The following is a 24,181-nucleotide window of genomic DNA, read 5'->3' on the forward strand; positions in this document are numbered from 1 at the left end:
TTTTTTTATGCCTGTCGTTTTCCGACAGGCTTGCGGGTCCGGCACTCAGTCGGGGTTGATGCCGGCCGCGGCCATGGGCGGGGGCAGCTTGCTGAGCGCCTCCGCGATGGCCGCCGCCTTGGCCTTGGCGGCCGCTGCCGCGGCGGCGGTGGTGGGCCCGGGAGCTGTGCCGCCTGTCGACAGCAGGCCGGTCATCTCGGAGGCCTGGCGCGGTTTGCCTATGGGCGCGGCGGCCAGGCCTTTTTGCACCGCGATCATGTCTTCCTCGCTCGGGTACTGGCCCAGCAACACGTAGTCAAACACCCGGCGCGCGATGGGCGCGGCCACGCCGGCGCCCCAGCCGGCGTTTTCCACGATCACCGCCAGCGCGATCTTGGGGTCCTCAGCCGGCGCGAAAGCCATGTACACCGCGTGGTCGCGCTGGTGCTCCTCCATCTTGGCACCGTTGTACTTGTCCTTCTGGCCTATGGTCACGGCCTGGGCCGTGCCGGTCTTGCCGCCCGAGAGGTAGCCAGCACCGGCAAACACCCGCGCCGAGGTTCCCTCCTGCGTCACGCCCACCAGGGCCTTGCGCACGATGGCCACGTTCTCCGGCTTGTAGCCCAGGTCCTGCGGCGGGTCGGCCGGCAGCGGGTGCATCACGCGCGTGACCGGGTCCTGCGTGCCTATGACCAGGCGCGGCCGGTGCTTGATGCCGCCGTTGGCCAGCGCCGCCGTGGCCTGCGCCAGCTGCAGCATGGTGAAGGTGTTGTAACCCTGGCCGATGCCCAGGGAAATCGTTTCGCCGGGATACCACTTCTGCTGCTCAGGCCGCTTGTAGGCCTTGCGTTTCCATTCCTGGCTGGGCAACACGCCGCGCACCTCGCCGTTGATGTCGATGCCAGTGAGTTGGCCGAAGCCCAGCGGCTTCATGAAGTCGTGCATGGCGTCGACGCCCATCTCATTGGCCAGCGAGTAGTAATACACATTGCTGGACTTGACGATGGAGCGGTACATGTCGACCGCGCCCAGCGCGATGTCGCCGTGGCTGCGGAACACGTGGCCGCCGAAGCTCCAGGAGGCGTTGTCGTTGACGATGAAGGTCGGCGAGCGCTTGCCGGTCTGCAGCGCGGCCATGGCCATGAAAGGCTTGTAGGTCGAGCCCGGCGGGTAGGTGCCGCGCAGCGCGCGGTTGAGCAAAGGCTTGTCGATGGACTCGTTGAGCGCCTGCCAACTTTCGCTGTCGATGCCGTCGACAAAAAGATTGGGGTCGAAGGTCGGCTTGCTGACAAAGGCCAGCACGTCGCCGGTTTTCGGGTCCAGCGCCACCAGCGCGCCGCGCCGCTCGCCGAACATGTCTTCCACCAGCTTTTGCAGGCGGATGTCCAGCGACAGCATCACCGTGTTGCCGGGCGTGGCCGGGTTGCTGGCCAGCTTGCGCACCGCGCGCCCGCCGGCCGAGGTCTCCACCTGCTCGACGCCGGTGGTGCCGTGCAGCTGCTGCTCGAAGCTTTGCTCGACACCGAGCTTGCCGATGTAGTCGGTGCCGCGGTAGTTGCCCTCGTCGTCGCTGCCCTCAATGCTTTCCTTTTCGGCCTGGTTGATGCGGCCTATGTAACCCACCACGTGGCTGCCCAGCTCGCCGTAGGGGTAGCTGCGAAACAGCCGGGCCTTGATGTCGACGCCTGGAAAGCGAAAGCGCTGCGCCGCGAAACGCGCCACTTCCTCGTCGGTCAGGCGCGTGCGTATGGGCAGCGACTCGAAATTCTTGGACTCTTCGCGCAGGCGCTTGAAACGCCGCTTGTCGCGCAGCTGGATGTCAACCACCTTTTCCAGCGCGGCAATCGTTTCCTCGAGGTTCTCGACCTTGGACGGCGTGATCTCCAGCGTGTAGGCCGAGTAGTTGGTCGCCAGCACGATGCCGTTGCGGTCCAGGATCAGGCCGCGGTTCGGCACGATGGGCACGATGGCCGTGCGGTTGCTTTCGGCCTGCTCGTTCAGGTCGGCATGGCGGTACACCTGCAAATACACCAGCCGCGCCGCCAGCAAGGCAAACGCGCACAGCACCACAAAACTCGCCACCAGCACCCGCGCGCGAAAGCGCGACAAATCGGCTTCTACATTCCGCAGTTCAGTCATGGTGGTGCGACTCTACAGCTGCGGCAAAGTGCCCGCAAGGCACGTTCTTTCCCACTACGACGCCAAGGCGATGCGAAGCGAGCCGCGCAGGCCAGCAGGGGCCGCGGAACCGGCTTTGCCGGGCCGCAGGCGCAGCGGCCCCCTCGGGGGGCAGCGCATTACACGAAGTGAAAAGCGTGAGGGCCATTACAACGGCCGGTTTTGATCGGGATCTGGCGCCCGCCGCTGCGGCACCAGCAGCAGCACGCTCACGACGGGCCACAGCAAAGCCTCGATCAGGGGCGCCAGCAACATGATCCAGCCCGGGAAGATGCCGCCGCCTATCATGCGGATCACGAGCTCCACGCCGTGCGCCACGGCGAACAGCGGCAGCACCTGCAGGGCCTGCGAGGGTACGGTGAACCAGAGCAGGCGGCGATGGATCATGGTGGCGAAAAAACTCAACGCCGTGTACGACAGCGCGTGCTGGCCCAGCAGCGAGGACTGGTGCACGTCCATGCCCAGGCCGAACATGAAAGCCACGCCTATGCCCACGCGCAGCGGCTGGTGCACATTCCAGAACACCAGCACCAGCGCCAGGAAGTCGGGCATCCACGGCACGCGCCCCAGGGGCAGCATGTCCAGCAGCAGCGCCGCGATGAGGCTGCACCAGATGAACACCGGGTTGGCGGGCAGCAGCAGCTGCTGGCCTGAGCGCATGATCATTTCGCGGCCCCTTTTTCTTTCTTCTTGGGCGCGGCCTCGGGCGCGTCGGCCTCGGGCCGCGGCGGGATCAGGCCGGTGCCGGGCTTGACCACCATGACATGCCGCGCCCCCGTCACCAGTGCCTGGGGCGTGCAGTAAATCTTGGCGAAGGCCGACTCGGCGCGCCGCTCGATGCGGCTGATCTTGGCCACCGGCAGGCCGGCCGGGTAGACGCCATCCACGCCGCTGGTGGTCAGCAGGTCGCCCTGCTGCACGTCCGAATTGCTGCCCATGAAGCGCAGCTCCAGCCCGCTGCCCGAAACCGCCGGGTCGCCATAGGCCACGCTGCGCGCGCCGGTGCGCACATTGAGCACGGGAATGGCCAGGTCACGGTCCACCAGCAGGGTGACCTCGCTGACCAGCGGATGCACGCGCGTGACCTGGCCGAGCACGCCGGACTCGTCCAGCACCGGGGAGCCCAGGTCCACGCCCTGGGCCATGCCCTTGTCGATGATCACCTTGCGGGTATAGGGGTCGGCGGCGTCGTACAGCACCTCGGCGGCCATGACCGGCGTGCTGAGCTGCTCGCGCAGGCCCAGCAGCTTGCGCAGGCGGTTGTTTTCCTGGGTCAGCTGCTCGACCTGGCCGGCGCGCATCGACTGCAGCGCCAGCTTGCGGCCGGCTTCCTCGCTGGCCAGTTTGGCCTGGCTCAGGGTGGTGAAATATTCGCCGCCGCCGCGGATGGCGCGCACCGGCTGCAGTGCCAGCCATTGCACCGGGTACAGCGCGGTGGCGAGCACGGCGCGCACCGGCTGGGTGATGCGAAAGCGGGTGTCGGCGACCATCAGGAACAGCGACAAGGCGCTGAAGAACATCAGCTTGGACAGCGCCGACGGCCCCTGCTTGAAAAAGGGCGGCGGGGATCTGTCAAGGGTTCCTAAGGGCATGGTTCGCTGTCAAGCTGGCCCCGCTTCATGCCGGCGCACGGCACGAGATACGGCGTTGCGCTTATTCCGAGGTGAAGATGGAACCCAGGCGATCCATGCGCTCCAGGGCGATACCGCAGCCGCGCACCACGCAGGTCAGCGGGTCTTCGGCCACCAGCACCGGCAGTCCGGTTTCCTCGGCCAGCAGGCGGTCCAGGTCGCGCAGCAAGGCGCCGCCGCCGGTCAGCATCATGCCGCGCTCGGCGATGTCGGCGCCCAGCTCGGGCGGGGTCTGCTCCAGCGCGTTCTTCACGGCGCTCACGATGTTGTTGAGCGGGTCGGTCAGGGCTTCCAGGATTTCGTTGCTGGAAATCGTGAAGCTGCGCGGCACGCCTTCGGAAAGGTTGCGGCCCTTGACTTCCATTTCCTTGACTTCGGAGCCGGGGAAGGCCGAGCCTATGCTCTTCTTGATGGCTTCGGCCGTGGGCTCGCCGATCAGCATGCCGTAGTTGCGACGGATGTAATTGATGATGGCTTCGTCGAAACGGTCGCCGCCGACGCGCACACTGCCCTTGTAGACCATGCCGCCCAGCGAGATCACGCCGACCTCGGTGGTGCCGCCGCCGATGTCGACGACCATGGAGCCGCTGGCTTCGGACACCGGCAGGCCGGCGCCTATCGCGGCGGCCATGGGTTCTTCAATCAGGTACACGTCGCTGGCGCCGGCGCCCAGGGCGCTTTCGCGGATCGCGCGGCGCTCGACTTGGGTCGAGCCGCAAGGCACGCAGATGATGATGCGCGGGCTGGGCTTGAGCAGGCTGCGCGGGTGCACCATCTTGATGAACTGCTTGAGCATCTGCTCGGTCACGGTGAAGTCGGCGATCACGCCGTCCTTCATCGGGCGGATGGCCTCGATATTGCCGGGAACCTTGCCCAGCATGGCCTTGGCTTCATGGCCGACGGCCTGGATGGTTTTCTTGCCTTGGGGGCCGCCTTCGTGGCGGATGGCGACGACGGAGGGCTCATCGAGCACAATTCCGCGGTCGCGTACAAAAATCAGGGTGTTGGCAGTGCCGAGGTCAATGGCCAGGTCGGTGGAAAAATACCGACGAAATGCTTCAAACATATGCAAGAGTCCAGTTGGGGCATGGGCATACTTCGTTGCACCATCGCCTTTTTATTGATTAAGCCATTATCGGGAAAGTTGGGCCAGAGGCGTTGGAAACCTTGCTTCAGGCACTTAAAAAGCGCCTAAAGAGTGCATCCGGCCCTGATTTCACACCAAAGGCGGGATAATACCGCATCCCCTGTAGATCAATGGGTCCATGAGGGCCGTTTTTTCAGCTTTACACCTGGTTTCAGGCCCTTGTTTTCACGCTATTTTTCCCTGCCTTTTCCCTCGAATTCCGCTGTATTTTCCTTCATACCTACCCATGGCATTGACACCCCAAGACATCGCCCGCGTCGCCAACCTGGCGCGGCTGGAATTGCGCCCTGACGAGACCGAGCACACCCTGAGCCAGATCAACGGCTTTTTCGCCCTGGTGGAGCAGATGGACGCCGTCAACACCGAAGGCGTGGAGCCGCTGGCCCACCCGGCGGCGGTGATCGGCGACGTCGCCCTGCGCCTGCGCGAGGACGTCGCGAGCGAACCCAACCAGCGCGAAGCCAGCCAGGTCAGCGCGCCCGCCGTGGAACGCGGCCTGTTTCTTGTGCCCAAGGTGATCGAATGAGCGGCGGCCTGAACAACACCGCGCTGCACGAGCTGGGTGTCGCGCAGTTGGCCGCCAAGCTGGCCGCGCGCGAAGTCTCCAGCGTGGAAGCCACGCAGCATTTCCTGGCCCGCATCCAGAACGAAAACCTGGGCGCCTTCCTGGCGACCAACGCCGACGTGTCCCTGGCCCAGGCCAGGGCCGCCGACGCGCGGCTGGCCGCCGGCGAACGCACGCCCCTGCTGGGCGTGCCGCTGGCGCACAAGGACGTGTTCGTCACGCGCGACTTCCCCACGACCGCCGGCTCGAAGATCCTGGAAAACTACCGCAGCCCGTTTGACGCCACGGTGGTAGGCAGGCTGGGGCCGCAAGGCGCCGGCATGGTCACGCTGGGCAAGCTCAACTGCGACGAGTTCGCCATGGGCTCGGGCAACGACAACAGCGCCTACAAGCCCGTGAAGAATCCCTGGGACACCAGCCGCATTCCGGGCGGCTCCTCGGGCGGCTCGGCCGCCGCCGTGGCCGCGCGCCTGGTGCCGGCCGCCACCGGCACCGATACCGGCGGTTCGATCCGCCAGCCGGCCTCGCTGACCGGCATCACCGGCATCAAGCCCACGTACGGCCGCTGCTCGCGCTACGGCATGGTGGCCTTCGCCTCCAGCCTGGACCAGGCCGGCCCGATGGCGCGCAGCGCGCTCGACTGCGCCCTGCTGCTCTCCAGCATGGCCGGGCCCGACCCGGACCGCGACTCGACCTCACTGGACCTGCCTGCCGCCGACTATGCGGCCGACCTGCTGGCCGCGCGCCCCGCCTCGGCCGGCGACAAGCCGCTCAAGGGCCTGCGCATAGGCCTGCCCACACAGTTCTTCGGCGCCGGCTGCGCGCCCGACGTGCTGGCCGCCGTGCGCGGCGCGCTGGCCGAGTACGAAAAACTGGGCGCCACGCTGGTGGATGTCAGCCTGCCGCTGACCGAACTCTCAATCCCGGTGTATTACGTCATCGCGCCGGCCGAAGCCAGCAGCAACCTGAGCCGCTTCGACGGCGTGCGCTACGGCCACCGCGCGGCGCGGTACACCGACCTCGACGACATGTACAAGAAGTCGCGCAGCGAAGGCTTCGGCGACGAAGCCACGCGCCGCATCATGATAGGCACCTACGTGCTCTCGCACGGCTACTACGACGCCTACTACCTCAAGGCGCAAAAAATCCGCCGCCTGATCGCGCAGGACTTCCAGACCGCCTTCGCGCAGTGCGACATCATTGCCGGCCCGGTGTCGCCCACCGTCGCCTGGAAGATCGGCGAAAAATCCGACGACCCGGTGGCCAGCTACCTGGCCGACATCTACACCCTGTCATCCAGCCTGGCCGGCCTGCCCGGCATGAGCGTGCCGGCCGGCTTCGGCGCCGGCGGCATGCCCGTGGGCCTGCAGCTGATCGGCAACTACTTCAAGGAAGCGCAACTGCTGGGCGCGGCCCACCAGTTCCAGCTCGCAACCGACTGGCACCTGCGCCAGCCCCCAAGCCTTTAAGTGATTTGACATGAGCCAGACACACTCCACCGTCAACCCCTTCGCCGAAATGCAAGCCGGCCGCCCCACCGGGCCGCTGGTGCAGGGCTACGAAGTCATCATTGGCTTTGAGACCCACACGCAGCTCACCACCCAATCGAAAATCTTCAGCCGCGCCTCCACCGCCTTCGGCGCCGAGCCGAACACGCAGGCCAGCGCCGTGGACTTCGCTCTGCCCGGCGCGCTGCCGGTGATGAACAAGGGCGCGGTGCAGCGCGCCATCGAGTTCGGCCTGGCCGTCAACGCGCACGTCGCCGAGCGCAGCGTGTTCGCGCGCAAGAACTACTTCTACCCCGACCTGCCCAAGGGCTACCAGATCAGCCAGTTTGAAATCCCCGTGGTGCAGGGCGGCAGCGTCGAGTTTTTCCTCGACGGTGAAAAGCGCTCGGTGCGCCTGGTGCGCGCCCACCTGGAAGAAGACGCGGGCAAGTCCCTGCACGAAGACTTCATCGGCATGAGCGGCATCGACCTGAACCGCGCCGGCACGCCGCTGCTGGAGATCGTGACCGAACCCGACATGCGCTCCTCCGCCGAGGCCGTGGCCTATGCCAAGGAATTGCACAAGATCGTCACCTGGATAGGCATTTGCGACGGCAACATGCAGGAAGGCAGCTTCCGCTGCGATGCCAACGTATCGGTGCGCAAGCCAGGCGAGCCGCTGGGCACGCGCCGCGAAATCAAGAACCTGAACAGCTTCAAGTTCATGCAGCAGGCCATCGACTACGAGGTGCGCTGGCAGATCGGACAGATCGAAGACGGCCATGCCATCCAGCAGGCCACCGTGCTGTTCGACCCCGACACGGGCGAGACGCGCAGCATGCGCACCAAGGAAGACGCGGCCGACTACCGCTATTTCCCCGATCCCGACCTGCCGCCGCTGGTGATTGGCCGCGACTGGGTGGAAAAAACACGCTCGGAAATGTCCGAACTGCCGCGCGTGATGGCGGCGCGGTTCGTCAAGGACTACGGGCTGCCCGAATACGATGCCGGCCAGCTCACGCAGAGCAAGGCGACGGCCGCGTTTTTTGAAGCGGTGGCCGAGGCCAGCCAGCAAGCCAAGCTGGCCAGCAACTGGGTCATGGGCGAGTTGTCACGGCGCCTGAACAGCGAAGAAAAACCGATCGAGGACTCCGCCGTCAACGCCGCTCAACTGGCGAGCCTGATCAGCCGCATCGCCGACGGCACGATTTCCAACAACGCCGCCAGGCAGGTGTTCGACGCGCTGTGGACCGGCGAGGGCTCGAACGTCGATGCCGTTATCGAGGCCAAGGGCCTCAAGCAGATGAGCGACACCGGCGAGCTCGAGAAGATCATCGACGACGTGCTGGCCGCCAATGCGAAGAATGTGGAAGAGGTCAAAGCCGGCAATGCCAAGGCCATGAACGCGCTGGTCGGCCAGGCCATGAAAGCCACCAAGGGCAAGGCCAACCCGGCGCAGGTCAACGAGCTGCTGAAGAAAAAACTGGCTTAAAAAGCCGCGCCTGGGGACACCGGGGCGGCCCGCGCCCGCCCCCTTCAGTTTTTGGCGCTGGACGCCGGCGGAGGAATGGATCCTTCCCTCAGGGCCCACAGCTGCTTGAGCTTGACCAGCTCTTCGTCAAAGCGCTGGCTAACGCGCTTTTTCTCCTGCTCCTGGTCCTGGACGAACTTCCTCTGCACGGCCGAGCTGGCCTCGTTTTCTTCCACTTTGCGCTTGAGCCCGGGCGGCGCCTTGCCGGGGTCTTTGGCGTAGAACTCGAATTCGGCCTGGATGGCCTTGCGCTGCTCGGCCAGCTCCGCCGTTCGCTTGTTGGAGGCTTTGATGACTTCGTCGACCTGGGCCAGGGCGATGACGCGTTCCTGGTCATGCACCGCGCGGCTGGGATAACGCAGCAGCAGGGCGCGGTCCCGGCGCTTGTCCTCGGCCTCGCGCGCGCGCGCCTCGGCGGCGGCCTTGTCCTTTTCTTCCTGCGCCGCGCGCTCCTGCGCGGTCAGCGAGGGCCCCACCTCGCGCTTCACCGTACCCGAGCGGTTCAGTTCCTTCTGGGTGCGGTCCATGCACTCGGCGATCGGGCGGTCGGCCGTGATTTTGCGGCCTTTGCCGTCCACACAGGTATAAATGTGTTGGGCCGCGGCCTGACTCGCCGTGAAGGCAGCCGACACCCAGATGATCGTAAGCGCTGTTCGCAAGAGCAAATCGACTCCTTAATCCACGCCGTAGCGTTCCCGATAGGCCAGCACGGCCTGGTAGTGCGTCTTCAGAGACAGTGCATCGGGACCGTTGGACCCCGGCGTGTCGCCCTGTGTTGAGAGATATTGCAGCAAGTCCGTCAAGCGCGCAATCGCGCAAACCTGAAGGCCCAGGTGTTTCGTAACATATTGCACGGCACTATGGCTCACGTCCACGCCGTTTTCCGTGGCTTTCTCCTGGCGGTCCAGCGCCAGCGCCATCGCGTGGGGAACGGCGCCCGCGGCCTGGATGATGGCGATCGATTCGCGCGCCGCCGTGCCGGCGGACATCACGTCGTCAATGATGAGCACGCGGCCCTTGACCGGCGCGCCGACCAGCGTGCCGCCTTCGCCGTGGTCCTTGGCTTCCTTGCGGTTGTAGGCGAAGGGGTAGTTGCGCCCCAGCCGCGCGAGTTCGACGGCCACCGCCGCGGCCAGCGGGATGCCCTTGTAGGCCGGCCCGAAAATCATGTCGAAGGCCAGGCCCGTGCGCTTTTCCTCGGCCAGCAGGTGGCGCGCATAGAATTGCGCCAGCCGTCCCAGCTTGGCCCCGTCGTCGAACAGGCCGGCATTGAAAAAATACGGGCTCATGCGCCCGGCCTTGGTCTTGAATTGCCCGAAGCGCAGCACGCCCGCCTCCACGGCGAACTGCACGAATTCCTGTGCCAGCGCGCCGTCCGCCGAAGTTGCCACGTCCCTGTTGTCCTGTTGTTGCCCTGCCGTGCTCATTGGAAGTCCCATGTTTAAATTGACCAGCCTCAACCTCAACGGTATCCGCTCCGCGGCCAGCAAAGGGCTGCTGGACTGGGTTGCGCAGTCTATGCCGGATTGTATTTGCGTGCAGGAGCTCAAGGCCCAGGCGGCCGACATGAGCGGCCGCTTCGAGGAAATCGCCGGCCTCAAGGGCTATTTTCATTTTGCCGAGAAAAAGGGCTATTCCGGCGTGGGCATCTACACGCGCCATGAACCCAGCGACGTGATCGTGGGCTACGGCTCCACCGAATTCGACGCCGAAGGGCGCTACGTCGAGCTGCGCTTTGACAGGCCCGGGCGCAAGCTGAGCCCCAAACTCTCCATCATCAGCTGCTACTTCCCGAGCGGCTCCTCGGGCGAGGAGCGCCAGGCCGCCAAATTCCGCTTCCTGGCCGAGTTTTACCCGCGCCTGCTGGCCCTGAAGGAAACGCGCGATTTTGTGCTGTGCGGCGACGTCAACATCGCGCACCAGGAGATCGACCTGAAGAACTTCAAGGGCAACCGGAAAAACAGCGGCTTCCTGCCCGAGGAACGCGCCTGGATGACCGAACTGCTGCGCGACGCCGAACTGGCCAACGAGGCAGCCGACGAGCTGACGCAGCGCACAGGCCCCTCGACCCGAGGCGGCGGCATGGTCGACGTCTACCGCAAGCTGCAGCCCACGGCGACCGATGCGGCCTACACCTGGTGGAGCAACCGCGGCCAGGCTTATGCGAAGAACGTGGGCTGGCGCCTGGACTACCACCTGGCCACGCCGGCCTTCGCGGCGCTGGCCCGCAGCGAGCACATCTACAAGGAACAGCGTTTTTCCGACCACGCGCCCATGAGTGTGGACTATGAGTTTGGACTTTGACCCCCGCCCGGGGTTCACTGCGTGTAGCCCGTCCCCCCCTTCCAGGGGGCGGCGCCTTGGGCCGGCAAAGCCGGACCCTCGGCCCCCGCTGGTGAAATACCACCACCCACTAGTTCCGCCCTGAACTCTTCAAGCCAGCATGAGCCCCGGAACCGGCTTTGCCGGGCCGGAGGGCGGGTGGCCCCTCGGGGGGCAGGGAGCGACACGAAGTGCGCGACCGTGGGGGCCTAACTCTGCTCTGCCCAGATCCGCTGGATCTGCGTGGACAGCTCCATGGGATCGAAAGGCTTGGGAATCACCTCCAGCGCGCCCAGGCCCTTGTACACCGCCACCTCGGCGGCCTGAACCTTGGCGGTCATGAAGATGACCGGCGTGCTGGCCGTGGCTGGCAGCTCGCGCAGGCCCTTGAGCGTGGTGGGCCCGTCCATGCCGGGCATCATGACGTCCAGCAGCAGCAGGTCGGCCCCGGCGCCGGGCGCGGCATCCAGCGCCTCCTGGCCGGAGGCACAGGCGATCACGGTAAAGCCTCCCACGGCCTGCAGCGCCATCTGCGCCACCATGCGGATGTCGGGCTCGTCTTCAACATAGAGGATGCGGTTCAGTGGTTTGGTCATGATGGTTCAACTCAAGGCTTGGGGACGGGTTGGGCCCGGATCACCGGGAATCTGGAGGACTCGCTGGATTGTATTGAGCAGTTCGGTGTTTGAGGTATGGGCCTTGACCAGGACCGCGTCGGCATACCGGCCGTCCGAGGGTTCCACGTCGCCGGCCGAGAACACGATCACCGGCGGACGGGGGTCCAGCGCGTCGATGTCTTCGAACAGGTCCCAGCCCGAATGGCTGCCCAGCGCCAGGTCCAGCAGCACCAGGTCAAAGGTGTGCTCGCGCAGGAGGGCGCGGGCCTCGTCCAGCGTGGCGGCGAATTCGAAGCTCGCGAACTCCTGGGCGATGGCGGCGGTGATGCGCTGGATGTCCAGGTCGTCTTCGACATGCAGGATGCGCGGCTTTCCCGAGTCCAGGCTGGCGACGGCGCGACGCAGGCTGTGAACCAGCAAGTGCTCGTCGATGGGTTTTTTCAGCCAGTCCGACACCGTGTGCGGCTTGCGGTTGAATTGCAATTCGCCCTGCTCGGCCATGGCCGAAATGACCACGACGGGCAGGTTGCGCGTGCTCTCGTCCTCGCGCAGCTGGCCGATGAAGGACACGCCGTTCTGGCCGGGCAGCTTGAGGTCCACCGTCACCGCGTCGTAACTGTTGGAGGCCAGGCTGGCCAGCGCCTCCTCGGCGCTGTAGGTCATGTCCGAATCAAAACCGGCCTTGCCCAGCATCATGCTGATCAGCCGGGCCACGTCGGGGTCGCCCTCGCAGATCAGGATGCGCGGGCGTGACGATACCGAGGGCGGCCGCAGGGGCTTGAGCAGCGGCACCGGGTTTGTCCATTCGGGCATCTCAAAAAAGAAGGTGGTGCCCATGCCCGCCTTGCTGGAAAAGCCGATGGTGCCGTCCATTTTTTCGACCAGGGCGCGGGAAATGTTCAGGCCCAGGCCGGTTCCGCCTTTCTGGCGGGTGTCGGAGGAATCGGCCTGCGAAAACTTCTGGAAGATGCGGGCGCTGAACTCCTCCGGAATGCCGGGGCCGGCGTCGACCACCTCGGTCCGCACCTTCTGCGCCGTACGCGAGAGCCTGACTTCCACCACACCGCCCTTGGGCGAAAACTTCACCGCATTGGACAGCAGGTTGGTCAGCACCTGGGTCATGCGGTCGCTGTCGACGCGCACGTGCAGCGCCGCCTCGGGTGCCCGCATCACCAGGCTCACGCCGTGCTGGCTGGCAAAACCCTCGTTGGCGACCAGGGTCTGCTGCACCAGCTGCCGGAGGTCCACCACCTGCAGGTCCAGGCGCAGCTTGCCGGATTCGATTTTTTCGCTGTCCAGAATGTCGTTGATCAGCCGGATCAGGCGCTCGCAGTTGTTTTGCGCAATGGTCACCAGGCTCTTGACGGCATCGGGCAACTGGCCGGCCACGCCGCCCGAGATCAGGCCCAGAGAACCGCGTATCGAGGTGAGCGGCGTGCGCAGTTCGTGGCTGACGGTGGAAACGAACTCGGTCTTCATGCGATCTATGCGCTTGAGCTCGGTGATGTCGGTGCCCAGCGAGAAAAAGCCGATCACCTTGTCCGCCGCCGAGCCTTCGCCGTAGCGCGGGAAATACTGCATCGCGTAGTGCCTGCGCTCGCCCTGGGGCGTGACCTGCGTGCGCTCGTAGCGCACCGTATGCCCGCTCAGGACTTCGTCCACCTTTTCCCGCACCGTTTCATAGACCTGGGGGCCCAGCACGTCGGCCAGCGGCTTGCCGTCGATCTGCTCGTAGCTCAGGCCGAAGTTGTCCTCATAGGCCCGGTTGTGGAAGCGAAAGCGCTGGTCGGTGTCCAGGTAGGCGATCAGGGCCGGCACCGTGTCGGTGACCTGGCGCAGCTGCGACTCGCTGGCCCGCAGGGCCTTGGTGATGCGCTTGCTTTCGGTGATGTCATGCATCAGCGCGGTGAACACGCGCCGCCCGCCCACCTGCACGTCGCTGAAGGACACGCTGACCGGGAATTCGGTGCCATCCTTGCGCAAGGCCAGTACTTCGCGCCCGGAAATCCGGAAGGCGCCGGGCCGCGCATGCATCATCGCGGTGAATTCCTTGTACTGGCCGCGCAGGCGCTCGGGCACCAGTTCCGAGACGTCGCGACCCACCAACTCACTGCGCTCATAGCCGAAAAGCTGCAGCGCGGCGGCATTGGCCTCCAGCACGATGTCCTCCGAGGTGGTGGTGATCACGGCCTCCACCATGCCTTCGGTGATGCTGCGGCTCATGGCTTCGCTGTCGCGCAGCTGGGCCTCGCCGCTTTTTCGCACCTGTTCGTAATGCTTGACCACATAAACGACCCAGCCCAGCATGCCGAAAAACAGGGCGCTGGCGGCCACGATGAGGCTCAGCGCCCACTGCGCGCTGCGCTCGGCCGCCGCCTGTGCGTCACGCCACTTGTAGGACTCGCGGTTGCGCGCGCCTTCGAGCAGTGCATTGGTGCGCAGGCGCAAATCACGGCTGGCCTGGCTGGCCAGGACGGCCGCCGCGGCCTCGGCGCCGCCTGCCTGGCGTGCCGCAATGGCCTGGTTCGCGGTCTGGGCGCGCTGGTTGATCAGTTCGTCAAAATCCGCCGCCTCCTGCAACACATTGGCGCTGCGCGTGCGGGCCCTGACGGCGCGCAATTCGACCCGGGCCTCCTGGAAGGCCGCCAGGTCGTCCTCGCGGCCGCTCAGCAGGTACTGCCGCAGCGTGGACTCGGCCGTTCGCAGGCTGGAGTCCACGCGCTCCAGCATCACCAGGGTGTCCTCGGTCCGCACACGGGACTGCGCCGTTTCCAGCAAGCGGCTGATGGCCATATAGGACGCCGTGCCCACCACGGCCATGAGCACCACACCGCCGGCCATCGCGACCTTGATCTTTTTCAGGAAGATGGCGGAGGATGGCATGGGCAGTTCCTTCGCAAGCCGTCAGGCAGCGCCGTGAAAGCGTTGCTGCAATTGCTCAACGGCGCGGCCCACTTCGGCCTGCGCCTCGGGCGCCAGCGCCTGCTCCGTGCCGACATGGGGGCCCAGGGCAAACTCCAGCGCCTGCGCGGCCAGCCCGAGTTCCGCCCAGCCGAAGGTGGCCGCGGAGCCGGCCAGGCTGTGCGCATGGCGCTCCAGCGTCGGCAAAGCCTGGGCCAGGTCCTCGCCCCGCAGAATCTGCTGCCAGAGCAGCCCGACCTGTTCCAGGCGGCGCGGCAGGGAACGGGTGTAATCGGCGCGCTGCTCCTCCAGGAATGCGATCAGGGCCGGATCGGTGCGCGTCATGGCTTCGGGATGGAGGGTGCCCGCCGTGCGTCCGTGCCCTGCCACCGCGCGAAAAAGGCGGCTTGTCCTGAAAGAAGGGGAGGGCTCATGCGGCCCATCTTAAGGCGCAAGTATCAAAAAGCAGCGTAGGACAAGTACGAGTGGTTGCCGCCCTGGACGCCTCTTTGGCGCGGGTCCACCCCGCGCGAAAACCGCTCAAGGCAAATTCGTTAAACCTTATGCCTTGATATGTGGCGAACTACATCAACAACCGCGCAGCAATTGAATACCTTTGACCTCATTCACCAAACACCTCACTCCTGATCACGCCGCCGGGTCAGCCGCCTTGCCGAGCGCGGCGACCAAATCCGACTGGGTAATAATCCCGACCAGCCGTTCACCCTCGCCGATGATGGGGATGTGGTGGTGGCCCGTGCTGCCGAACAGCGGCACCAGTTCGACCAGCCGGCGCTGCCGGCCCGCCACGCGCACGTTGCGGGTCATGATCTGCCCCACGACTTCGGGCTTGTCCGAATACACGCTGCGCGTGCTGCGCACCAGCTGCCTGAGCTTGGCGTCAAAGCCCTCGTACAGGTCCAGGTCGGCGGCGCGCATGAAGTCCGCCACCGTGATGATGCCCGCGATGCGAAAGCCGCGGTCCACCACCGGCAGCGCCTTGATGCGGCGCTCCCTCAGCAGGGCCCAGGCCTCCTCAAGCGGCGTGCCGAATTCCACCGTCACCAGCTCGCGCGACATGATGTCTTCGCAACGCACCTCGGCCAGCTTTCGGTCGTAGGCGCGCAGCCGGGTTTCGGCCAGCAGGGCTTTGAGGTCGTCGCGGCTCACGTCCAGCACCTGGTTGTAGCGTGCCAGCACGGCGTCCAGGTCGGCATCGAGCTGCCGGTCCTGGGCCGAGGGCGCCGCGCCCGGCGGCGGCAGTTGCGTGTGCGGGTAGGCGCGCCGCGTTGCGTTGTTGTACAGGATGCCCATGAGCACCAGCAGCACCGAATTGAGCATCACGGGATAGAAGGCGAACACCGGGCTGGAGATGCCGCCCAGCACCATCATGAGCGCCGTGGCCCCACCCGGCGGGTGCAGGCAGCGCAGCGCCAGCATCAGCGCAATGGCCGTGGCCACCGCCAGGGCCGCAGCCAGCTCGGGCGAACCCAGCAGGTGCGCGCCGTGCACCCCGGCGATGCCGGCCAGCGCCGACAGCGTGTTGCCGCCCACCACCGGCCAGGGCTGCGCCATGGGGCTGGCCGGCACGGCAAAGATCAGCACCGCGCTGGCCCCCAGCGGCGCCACCAGCCAGGGCAGGCCGGGCACCACCCAGCCGGCCAGATGGCACAGCAGCCCCGTCAGGAAGATGCCAAACAGCGAACCCGCCACCAGGCGCAGGCGCTCGCGTGTGTTGATGCGGGTGCGCGCCGGGCGAAAAGCCCGCCACCAGGCGCGCGAGAAGAGAGCGGCGCGCTGCGTCAAACCGGTTACCGGAGACGGCCGGCCTGCTTAGCTGCGGGCGCGTTGATAAAGGGCTTGCACCTTGGGCACATTGGCCTGCAGTTGCTGGATGCGCTCGGGGCCGGAAGGATGGGTGGACAGAAAGCTCGGGCCGGAAGATCCGCCGCCGGCCTGGCCCATTTTTTCCCACAGGCTGACGGCCGCCTGCGGGTTGTAGCCGCCGCGCGCGGCCAGCTCCAGGCCCACCAGGTCGGCATCGGTTTCGTCCTCGCGGCTAAAGCGCAGCGTCAACAGCTGCGTGCCTATGCTGGCGGCCAGGTCGCCGACCTGGCCCCAGCCCAGCAGCTGGGCGCCCAGCGACAACAGGGTGCCCGTGCCCTGGCTTTTGGCAATGCGCGCGCGCGCATGCTCGCGCAGCGCGTGGGCCATTTCGTGGCCCATGATCATGGCCGCCTCGTCGTCGGTCAGCTTGAGCTGGTCGAGGATACCGGTATAAAAAGCGATCTTGCCGCCCGGCATGCAAAACGCGTTGATCTGCTTGCTGCCCAGCAGGTTGACCTCCCAGCGCCATTGCCTGGCACGGTCGTTCCATTGGGCGGTCTGCGGCACCAGCTTTGCGGCGATGGCGCGCAGCCGCTGAAGCTGCGGGTTGCCTTGCGGCGCCAGCGCGCCCTTGGCGCGGGCTTCGGCCAGCAGCTTGCTGTATTCCTGGGTGGCGGCGCTTTCGATCTCGTCGGCGGGCACCAGGTTGCGCAGCTGGGACGCGGGCCCGACATCCACCTGGGCGCGCAGCGGCGTGGTGGCGGCCGTCGCCGCGGCGCCGGCGGCAGCCAGCAGAAATGCCCGGCGGCCGGGCCAGGCGGAGTGTTTGGCATCGCATAAAAAGCACATGGGTGAATAATAGTCACAAATCGAAATCACCATGTCAGACAAAACCCCCTCCGCCGAGCTCTCCCCTTCCCCTCCCAAAAACTCCTGGCGCGATGTCTGGCATGTGTATGCCGAGGCGGCTACCCTGCGCATGCTGTTTCTGGGCTTTTCCGCCGGGCTGCCGCTGCTGCTGGTGTTCGGCACGCTGAGCTTCTGGCTGCGCGAAGCCGGCATAGACCGCACCACCATCGGCTACCTGAGCTGGGTGGGCCTGGCCTACGGCTTCAAGTGGGTGTGGGCGCCGCTGGTGGACCGCATGCCGATTCCGCTGCTGACACGCCTGCTCGGGCGCCGGCGCAGCTGGCTGCTGCTATCGCAGCTGGTCATCGCGGCGGCGCTCACCGGCATGGCCCTGACCGACCCCCGGGTGGCGCTGCTGCCCGTGGTGTGGTGCGCGCTGGCCGTGGCCTTCGGCTCGGCCACCCAGGACATCGCGCTGGACGCCTTTCGCATCGAATCGGCCGACACGCAGCGCCAGGCGGCGCTGGCAGCCGCCTACCAGACCGGCTACCGCATCGCGATGATCTGGGCCGGCGCCGGCGCGCTGTGGATCGCCGCGCGCGCCGAAGTCGGCGACGCGGCCACCTACCAGCACGGCGCCTGGCAGGTCGCCTACCTGGCCATGGCCGCTTCCATGCTGCTGGGCATGGCGACCGTGCTGCTGTCGCCCGAGCCGGCGGCCCGCGTGCTGCCGCCCTCGCGCAATGCCACCGAATGGCTCAAGACCGCGCTGGTCGATCCTTTTGCCGATTTCCTGCGCCGCTACGGCAAGCAGGCGCTGCTGATCCTCGCGCTGATCGCCATCTACCGCATCAGCGATGTGGTCATGGGCATCATGGCCAACCCGTTTTACGTGGACATGGGCTATACCAAGGACGAGGTCGCGGCGGTGACCAAGATTTACGGCGTGGTCATGACGCTGGCCGGCGCCTTTATCGGCGGCGCGCTGGCCATGCGCTTTGGCGTGATGCGCGTGCTGATGCTGGGCGCCGTGCTGAGCGCGGGCAGCAACTTGCTGTTCGCCTGGCTGGGCACGCGCGGCCATGACGTCAGCGCGCTGATCTTCGTGATCTCGGCCGACAACCTCTCCAGCGGCATTGCCTCTGCCGCCTTCATCGCCTACCTGTCCAGCCTGACCAACGTCAATTATTCGGCCACGCAGTACGCGCTGTTCAGCTCCATGATGCTGCTGCTGCCCAAGTTCCTGGCCGGCTACTCGGGCAAGTACGTGGACGCCTTCGGTTACAGCCATTTCTTCACCGCGACCGCCCTGCTGGGCCTGCCGGTGCTGCTGCTGGTGGCCCTGGCCTCGCGGCTGCAGCCCCCTAAATCCCAATAGGAACAGGCGCCTGCAGCTATTAAATTAATAGCTGCAAAACAGCCGCCAGATACCCGCGCAGCGGAGTATGCTGGTGGCTGTCGCCCCGGTTTACCGTAACTTTACGATGGCTTCAAGTGCGATTGTTGCGTGCGGCGCACCATGAATCCATCGTGTTCCACCCGGGGGACACACCCTGCAACCGAGGACCTCTCCATGACCCAACAACTCCTGATGATCGAAGACGACGCCCGCCTGGCCAGCATGGTGGGCGAATACCTGCGCCAGTCGGGCTATGGTTTCACCCACGCGGCCGACGGCGCGAGCGGGCTGGCCGCGCTGGAAGGCAACACCCCCGACCTGGTCATCCTGGACCTGATGCTGCCCGACATGGATGGCCTGGAAGTATGCCGGCGCATCAAGGGCCAGGGCAGCGACAGCGCCAACACCGCGGTGCTGATGCTCACCGCCAAGGGCGACCCCATGGACCGCATCGTCGGCCTGGAAATCGGCGCCGACGATTACCTGCCCAAGCCTTTTGAGCCGCGCGAGCTGCTGGCGCGCATACGCGCCGTGCTGCGCCGCGGCGGCGACACCGCCAGCGCCGCGGCCAATGGCGGCCACAAGGTCATGCGCTTCGGTTCGCTGGAAATCGACCGCGATGCGCGCACCGTCTCGGTGTCGGGCAGCCCCTGCGAACTGACCTCCTACCAGTTCGACCTGTTGGTGGCGCTGGCCGAGCGCGCCGGCCGCGTGCTCAGCCGCGACCAGATCATGGAAGCCGTGCGCGGGCGCGAGCTCGAGGCCTTCGACCGCTCCATCGACGTGCACATGGGCCGCATACGCAGCGCCATCGAAGCCGACGCCAAGGATCCCAAACGCATACTCACCGTGCGCGGCGTGGGTTATGTGTTCGCCAAGCAGCAGGACTGATCTTCATGTGGGGCCGTTTTACTTCGCACCTCTATGTACGCATTTGGCTGGCGGTGGTCGCCACCGTGGTCGTGCTGACTTTCCTGGTCGGCGCGGCCTGGCGCCTGAGTGCCGACCCGCCGCAGTTGCCGATACGCGAAGTGCTGGTACACAACGACAAGGGCGAAGTCATAGGCACGGCGCAAACCCGGCCCGACCGCAAGCTCGGCGATGACCTGGAGTTCGACGTCGTGACCAATGACGGCCGGAGCCTGAACCTGCTGCTGCCCCGGCCCAAGCGCCCGCCGGGCAACCCCTGGATGCGCCCGCCTTTTGGTTTCGGCTTTGGCTGGATGCTGGGCCTGGTCGGCCTGGCCGTGGCCGTGGGCGCCTACCCCGTCATGCGGCGGCTGACGCAGCGGCTCGAGGCCTTGCAACGCGGCGTCGAGCGCTGGGGCGCCGGCGACCTGTCGGCCCGCGTCAATGCCGACGGCAAAGACGAAGTGGCTTTCCTGGCCGGGCGCTTCAACCACGCGGCCGAGCGCATCGAAACCCTGATGGAATCGCACAAATCGCTGCTGGCCAATGCCTCGCACGAGCTGCGCTCGCCCCTGGCACGCATCCGCATGGGCCTGGAGCTCATGGGCACCGACGCCGCCTCGCCCCAGCGCAAGGAAATCTCGCGCAGCATCAACGAGCTCGACCAGCTGATCGACGAAATCCTGCTGGCCAGCCGGCTGGACGCCAAACAGGCCGACGCGGAGCCCTTTGAAACCCTGGACCTCACGGGACTGGCGGCCGAGGAATGCGCGCGCGTCAACGCCGAACTCAGCGCGGAACTCGGCCAGCAGCCGGCCGCCGGCCTGGGGCTGGACGCCGCCAGCCACAGCCTGACCGTGCAGGGCTCACCGCGCCTCTTGCGCCGACTGATCCGCAACCTGCTGGAAAACGCCAGGCGCTACAGCACCGGCGAAATCAACCTCGAACTCGCGCAGACCCGCGTCGGCGCCAAACAGCTGGCCGTGGTCAAGGTGCACGACCGCGGGCCGGGTGTTCCGGCCGGCCAGCGCGAACGCATCTTCGAGCCTTTTTACCGCCTGCCCGGCGCCAGCGAGCGCGAGGGCGGCGTGGGCCTGGGCCTGGCGCTGGTCAAGTCCATCAGCCAGCGCCATGGCGGCAACGTGCGCTGCGAGGCACGGCCCGGCGGCGGCGCGTCCTTCATCGTGGAGCTGCCCGTGGCCCATGCGGCCGCCCAGCCCGCAACGTGAAATAAATCACGAACTTGCGACGATTCAGCTGAAATCCCGGCCGTCTCCTCTATTTGGAGAATGGTCAAACCCTGCGCAATCGCCGACAGTTGCGGACGTTGCTGTCACAACACCCGCAATTCGAGGGAAACAGGGAAATAAAAACTCAGACGTCGGTGAAGCATTTATTTGATCTCCCAACGACGTTCTCCCACCCAGGAGAACTTTCAACAGGCCACCGCGAGGTGGCCTTTTTTTGCCCCGGTGCCGGGCAGCGCGGGCTTTGATACCCTTGGGCCTCCTTCCCATCACAGGACCGCAAGCCATGAGCACCGCCGCCACGCCCCAGCCCGCCAACATCCCCCAGGGCTTTTTCCCGTCCACCGCGGACCGCATGCCGCTAATGCCGCGCGAGGCCATGTCGCCGGCGCAGCGCGAAGCCGCCGATGCCATCATCGCCGGGCCGCGCAAGGCCGTGTTCGGCCCCTTCATCCCGCTGCTGCGCAGCCCGCAGCTCATGGGCCGCGTCGGCGACGTCGGGGCTTACCTGCGTTTCGAGAGCACGCTGGACGCGCGCATCCGCGAACTCGCGACCTGCGTGGCGGCCCGCCACACCGCCAACCAGTTCGAATGGCTGATGCATGCGCCGCTGGCGGTGGCCGCGGGCGTGGCCCAGGCCACCGTGGACGCGATCGCCGACGGCCGCCAGCCGCGTGGCATGGCCGATGACGAAGCCGTCGCCCTGGACCTGAGCTTCGAAGTGCTGCGCCAGCACGGCTGCAGCGATGCCACCTATGCCGCGGCCGTCAAAACCTTTGGCGAGCAGGGTGTGGTCGAGCTCGTGAGCCTTGTGGGTTACTTCGTGATGGTGTGCTGGGTCATGAATGTGGCGCGCACGCCGACGCAGGCCAAGCCGGGCGTGGCGCCCCTGTCCGCCTTCCCGGCCTAGGACATCGGCGCCAGCGCCGCCAGCACGCGGTCGGCGCTGATGTCGTTCAGGCAACGCGTGTGGCCCAGCGGGCATTCGCGTTCAAAACAGGGCGCGCAGTCCAGCGGCGGCTGGTAATCCGCATCGGCCTTGAGCCAGAGCACGTTGGCCCTGCCGCTCAGCGGCGGCGTGTGCAACGGGCTGGACGAACCGAAAATCGCGACCTGCGGCACGCCGAACGCCGCCGCCACATGCATCAGACCCGAGTCGTTGCTGACCGTGCTTTTGCAGGCGGCGATCAGGCACAGCGCCTGTACCAGCGAGGTCTTGCCCGCGAAGTTCAGGCATTGGCCGGCATGCGCCGCATTCACGGGCCCAGCGATCTCATCGCACAGCGCCGCTTCCTTGCCCGAGCCCAGCAGCACCACCGGCAAGTCCAGCCGCGCGGCCAGCTCCGAGAAATGGCGGGCCGGCCAGCGCTTGGCGGGGCCATATTCGGCGCCCGGCGCGAACACGTAATAAGCACCGCGCCGCAAGCCCAGTTCGGCCAGCGCCTGGTCGATTTCGGCCGGCGCCATCTGCAGCCGCGGTTTGTCCTTGTCGAGATCGCCCTCCCCGCTCAAGGCCGAATAAAACGCCACCATGGGCGGTTTGTTCTTGGGGTTCTTGAGCCGGTGCGTGAGCAAGCCCACGCGCGCTTCGCCGAAATAACCGATGCGCTCGGGAATGCTGGCAAGGAAGGGCAGCAGCGCGCTTTTCAGCGAGTTGGGCAACACATAGGCTTTGTCGAAACGGCCTTCAATGCGTTTGGCGATCGCCCGGCGTTCCCGGAACTGCAGGCCGCCGTGCGCAAAAGGAAACTCGATGACCTCGGCCACCTGCGGCATGGCGCGGTACACCGGCGCGACCCAGGGCAAGGCGCCCACCGAGAGGCGCTCGCCGCGCGCATGCAGCCGGCGCAGCAGCGGCTCCGTCATCACCGCATCCCCAATCCACTGTGGAGCGATGACGAGGGTGTTTTTAGTGGCCGCCACCGAAATGCTCGCCGTCTTTTAATTTGTAGACGGTCCCGCAATAGGGGCATTTCGCTTCGCCGGTACGCGCCACATCCAGGTAGACCTTGGGATGGCTGTTCCAGATTTTCATGTCGGCCTTGGGGTTGGGGCAGTAGACACCGCCTTGCGCGTTCAGGTCGGAGGCCAGCAGTTCAACAGAAGAAGAGGTGCTCATAGATATGCTCAAACCTTGGCCAGCCAGTGGGCGTACTTGGGATTGCGGCCGTTGACGATGTCAAAGAAGGCGCTCTGGATCTTTTCGGTGATGGGGCCGCGCGAGCCGGCGCCGATTTCAATGCGGTCGAGTTCGCGGATCGGCGTGACTTCGGCGGCGGTGCCTGTGAAAAAGGCCTCGTCGGAGATATATACCTCGTCGCGCGTGATGCGCTTTTGCACCAGTTCCAGGCCCAGGTCCTTGCAGATGTGCAGGATGGTGTTGCGCGTGATGCCGTTGAGCGCGCCGGCCGAGAGGTCGGGCGTGTAGACCACGCCGCCCTTGACCACAAAGATGTTCTCGCCCGCGCCTTCGCTGACGAAGCCCGAGGCGTCCAGCAGCAGCGCCTCGTCGTAGCCGTCGTCCAGCGCTTCCATATTGGCCAGGATGGAGTTGGTGTAGTTGCTGACCGCCTTGGCCTGCGTCATGGTGATGTTGACGTGGTGGCGCGTGTAGCTTGAAGTTTTCACGCGTATGCCGCGTTTCATGCCCTCTTCACCGAGGTAGGCGCCCCAGGCCCAGGCCGCGACCATCAGGTGGATCTGGTTGCCCTTGGGGCTGACGCCGAGTTTTTGCGAGCCTATCCAGGTCAGCGGGCGGATGTAGCAGGACTCCAGCTTGTTCTCGCGCACCACGGCTTTGGTGGCCTCGTTGACTTCTTCCTGGGTAAAGGGAATCTTCATGCGCAGGATCTTGGCGCTGTTGAAGAGGCGCTCGGTATGCTCTTCAAGGCGGAAGACCGCCGTGCCGCCGGCCGCGTTGTAGGCGCGCACGCCTTCAAAAGCGCCGCAGCCGTAGTGCAGGGTGTGGCTCAGCACGTGGATCTTGGCGTCGCGCCAGTCGACCATCTGGCCGTCCATCCAGATTTTGCCGTCGCGGTCTGCCATGGAGGGTGCTACTGGGGGCATGATGGGAATCCTGTTCTATGTGGGGTGATGCGGGAAGCCGGGCGCGGGCGGGGCGCAGCCCGAAAAACCTGAATTGGGGATTTTACGGGGCGGGCGGTGCCGCGTCCTGCGCGGGCCTGAAAAGCTCATGGTGGGCCAGCTTGCCGCCCACAAAGGTGCAAGTGACGTGCGATTCGCCGGCATCGGCCCAGCGGAAGATCTCGGGCTGCTCATCCTTGGGCGAAAGCCGCTCACCCAGTGCCCGCGTCATGGCCACCACGTGCAGCATCGTCATGCCGGGCTTGAGTTTGGCATTGAGCATGACCGCGCTGTCGACATACCCTATAGGGCGATTGGCCGCGCGTTTCAAGACCTGCATCATGCGGGTGAAATGCAGCAGCACCCACATCACCAGGCCGCCGGCCACCGCGGCCACGCCGGCCCAGCCGTAAAAGCGATAGCCCAGCACAACGGCCGCAACGCCGGCCACGGGAACAATGATTTTCTGGAAGTTCATGGCGCTATTTTCGCAGCCCCGGCCCGGCGG

The 24,181-nt window shown here is 66.1% G+C and carries 23 protein-coding genes; 8 read left to right on the forward strand and 15 right to left on the reverse strand.

The genetic code is table 11. The annotated features are described in order from the left end of the window. Positions 1–45: 45 nt before the first annotated feature. The 4 genes from mrdA to BLQ85_RS16190 all read right to left on the reverse strand — a co-directional run bounded on the left by mrdA (position 46) and on the right by BLQ85_RS16190 (position 4,854). Positions 46–2,118 carry a penicillin-binding protein 2 gene (gene mrdA / locus BLQ85_RS16175; RefSeq protein ID WP_074578267.1) on the reverse strand — a complete coding sequence of 691 codons (2,073 nt, stop codon included), beginning with the start codon at positions 2,116–2,118 and terminating at the stop codon, positions 46–48. 186 nt (positions 2,119–2,304) lie between these two features. After that, a complete protein-coding gene (gene mreD / locus BLQ85_RS16180; RefSeq protein ID WP_074578268.1) occupies positions 2,305–2,823 on the reverse strand; it encodes a rod shape-determining protein MreD in 519 nt (172 codons plus the stop codon). Continuing rightward, positions 2,820–3,749: a rod shape-determining protein MreC gene (gene mreC / locus BLQ85_RS16185; protein ID WP_074578269.1), complete on the reverse strand. Its 930-nt coding sequence runs from the start codon at positions 3,747–3,749 to the stop codon at positions 2,820–2,822. Before mreC ends, mreD begins: the two co-directional genes overlap by 4 nt. Positions 3,750–3,810: 61 nt before the next feature. After that, entirely contained in the window at positions 3,811–4,854 is a 1,044-nt protein-coding gene (locus tag BLQ85_RS16190) for a rod shape-determining protein (protein ID WP_007872262.1), read from the reverse strand. 307 nt (positions 4,855–5,161) lie between these two features. Between BLQ85_RS16190 and gatC the strand changes: the two genes are divergently transcribed. The 3 genes from gatC to gatB are packed head-to-tail and all read left to right on the forward strand — an operon-like array spanning position 5,162 to position 8,479. Next, positions 5,162–5,461, forward strand: coding sequence for an Asp-tRNA(Asn)/Glu-tRNA(Gln) amidotransferase subunit GatC (gene gatC / locus BLQ85_RS16195; RefSeq protein WP_074578270.1), 300 nt, complete (start codon positions 5,162–5,164; stop codon positions 5,459–5,461). Beyond that, on the forward strand, positions 5,458–6,969 hold the full coding sequence (gene gatA, locus BLQ85_RS16200) for an Asp-tRNA(Asn)/Glu-tRNA(Gln) amidotransferase subunit GatA (protein ID WP_175456133.1): 1,512 nt from the start codon (positions 5,458–5,460) through the stop codon (positions 6,967–6,969). The genes gatC and gatA overlap by 4 nt, the downstream gene beginning before the upstream one ends. A 49-nt stretch (positions 6,970–7,018) precedes the next feature. Continuing rightward, complete coding sequence (gene gatB / locus BLQ85_RS16205) at positions 7,019–8,479, forward strand: Asp-tRNA(Asn)/Glu-tRNA(Gln) amidotransferase subunit GatB (protein ID WP_074578594.1); 1,461 nt, start codon at positions 7,019–7,021, stop codon at positions 8,477–8,479. Between the two features lie 44 nt (positions 8,480–8,523). Here gatB and BLQ85_RS16210 read toward each other — a convergent pair whose 3' ends face one another. Beyond that, positions 8,524–9,183: a DUF4124 domain-containing protein gene (locus BLQ85_RS16210; protein WP_074578271.1), complete on the reverse strand. Its 660-nt coding sequence runs from the start codon at positions 9,181–9,183 to the stop codon at positions 8,524–8,526. 9 nt (positions 9,184–9,192) lie between these two features. Further along, positions 9,193–9,945: an orotate phosphoribosyltransferase gene (gene pyrE / locus BLQ85_RS16215; protein ID WP_074578272.1), complete on the reverse strand. Its 753-nt coding sequence runs from the start codon at positions 9,943–9,945 to the stop codon at positions 9,193–9,195. A 10-nt stretch (positions 9,946–9,955) separates the two neighbouring features. Between pyrE and BLQ85_RS16220 the strand changes: the two genes are divergently transcribed. After that, on the forward strand, positions 9,956–10,822 hold the full coding sequence (locus BLQ85_RS16220) for an exodeoxyribonuclease III (protein ID WP_074578273.1): 867 nt from the start codon (positions 9,956–9,958) through the stop codon (positions 10,820–10,822). A gap of 227 nt (positions 10,823–11,049) precedes the next feature. Here BLQ85_RS16220 and BLQ85_RS16225 read toward each other — a convergent pair whose 3' ends face one another. The 5 genes from BLQ85_RS16225 to BLQ85_RS16245 form a co-directional block, all read right to left on the reverse strand. Next, on the reverse strand, positions 11,050–11,436 hold the full coding sequence (locus BLQ85_RS16225) for a response regulator (protein WP_074578274.1): 387 nt from the start codon (positions 11,434–11,436) through the stop codon (positions 11,050–11,052). Positions 11,437–11,442: 6 nt separating this feature from the next. Next, positions 11,443–14,340 (reverse strand): PAS domain S-box protein, encoded by a 2,898-nt coding sequence (locus BLQ85_RS16230; protein ID WP_074578275.1) that lies wholly within the window; start codon positions 14,338–14,340, stop codon positions 11,443–11,445. A 21-nt stretch (positions 14,341–14,361) separates the two neighbouring features. Continuing rightward, entirely contained in the window at positions 14,362–14,703 is a 342-nt protein-coding gene (locus BLQ85_RS16235) for an Hpt domain-containing protein (protein WP_074578276.1), read from the reverse strand. A gap of 303 nt (positions 14,704–15,006) precedes the next feature. Next, the gene (locus BLQ85_RS16240; protein ID WP_074578277.1) at positions 15,007–16,164 is read right to left on the reverse strand and encodes an HPP family protein; all 1,158 of its coding nucleotides are present in this window, start codon (positions 16,162–16,164) and stop codon (positions 15,007–15,009) included. Positions 16,165–16,191: 27 nt separating this feature from the next. Next, entirely contained in the window at positions 16,192–17,034 is an 843-nt protein-coding gene (locus tag BLQ85_RS16245) for a M48 family metallopeptidase (protein ID WP_074578278.1), read from the reverse strand. A 31-nt stretch (positions 17,035–17,065) separates the two neighbouring features. On the opposite strand from BLQ85_RS16245, the gene BLQ85_RS16250 reads away from it, so the two are divergent. From BLQ85_RS16250 to BLQ85_RS16265, 4 genes are all read left to right on the forward strand, one after another. After that, on the forward strand, positions 17,066–18,412 hold the full coding sequence (locus tag BLQ85_RS16250; RefSeq protein WP_074578279.1) for an AmpG family muropeptide MFS transporter: 1,347 nt from the start codon (positions 17,066–17,068) through the stop codon (positions 18,410–18,412). A 195-nt stretch (positions 18,413–18,607) separates the two neighbouring features. Further along, positions 18,608–19,324, forward strand: a complete 717-nt coding sequence (locus tag BLQ85_RS16255; RefSeq protein ID WP_074578280.1) for a response regulator — start codon at positions 18,608–18,610, stop codon at positions 19,322–19,324. A gap of 5 nt (positions 19,325–19,329) precedes the next feature. Then, positions 19,330–20,571: an ATP-binding protein gene (locus BLQ85_RS16260; RefSeq protein ID WP_074578281.1), complete on the forward strand. Its 1,242-nt coding sequence runs from the start codon at positions 19,330–19,332 to the stop codon at positions 20,569–20,571. A gap of 304 nt (positions 20,572–20,875) precedes the next feature. Then, complete coding sequence (locus tag BLQ85_RS16265; protein ID WP_074578282.1) at positions 20,876–21,499, forward strand: carboxymuconolactone decarboxylase family protein; 624 nt, start codon at positions 20,876–20,878, stop codon at positions 21,497–21,499. Here BLQ85_RS16265 and waaF read toward each other — a convergent pair. The 4 genes from waaF to BLQ85_RS16285 form a co-directional block, all read right to left on the reverse strand. Next, the gene (gene waaF, locus BLQ85_RS16270; RefSeq protein WP_074578283.1) at positions 21,496–22,512 is read right to left on the reverse strand and encodes a lipopolysaccharide heptosyltransferase II; all 1,017 of its coding nucleotides are present in this window, start codon (positions 22,510–22,512) and stop codon (positions 21,496–21,498) included. The two genes, BLQ85_RS16265 and waaF, sit on opposite strands and share 4 nt — an antisense overlap. Then, positions 22,499–22,708 (reverse strand): zinc-finger domain-containing protein, encoded by a 210-nt coding sequence (locus tag BLQ85_RS16275; RefSeq protein ID WP_074578284.1) that lies wholly within the window; start codon positions 22,706–22,708, stop codon positions 22,499–22,501. The genes waaF and BLQ85_RS16275 overlap by 14 nt, the downstream gene beginning before the upstream one ends. Positions 22,709–22,716: 8 nt before the next feature. Next, on the reverse strand, positions 22,717–23,655 hold the full coding sequence (locus BLQ85_RS16280; protein WP_007873858.1) for a branched-chain amino acid transaminase: 939 nt from the start codon (positions 23,653–23,655) through the stop codon (positions 22,717–22,719). 82 nt (positions 23,656–23,737) lie between these two features. Further along, a complete protein-coding gene (locus tag BLQ85_RS16285) occupies positions 23,738–24,151 on the reverse strand; it encodes a glycerate kinase (protein ID WP_074578285.1) in 414 nt (137 codons plus the stop codon). Between the last annotated feature and the right edge of the window lie 30 nt (positions 24,152–24,181).

The organism is Polaromonas sp. JS666 (genome assembly GCF_900103405.1).
Classification (GTDB): domain Bacteria; phylum Pseudomonadota; class Gammaproteobacteria; order Burkholderiales; family Burkholderiaceae_C; genus Polaromonas.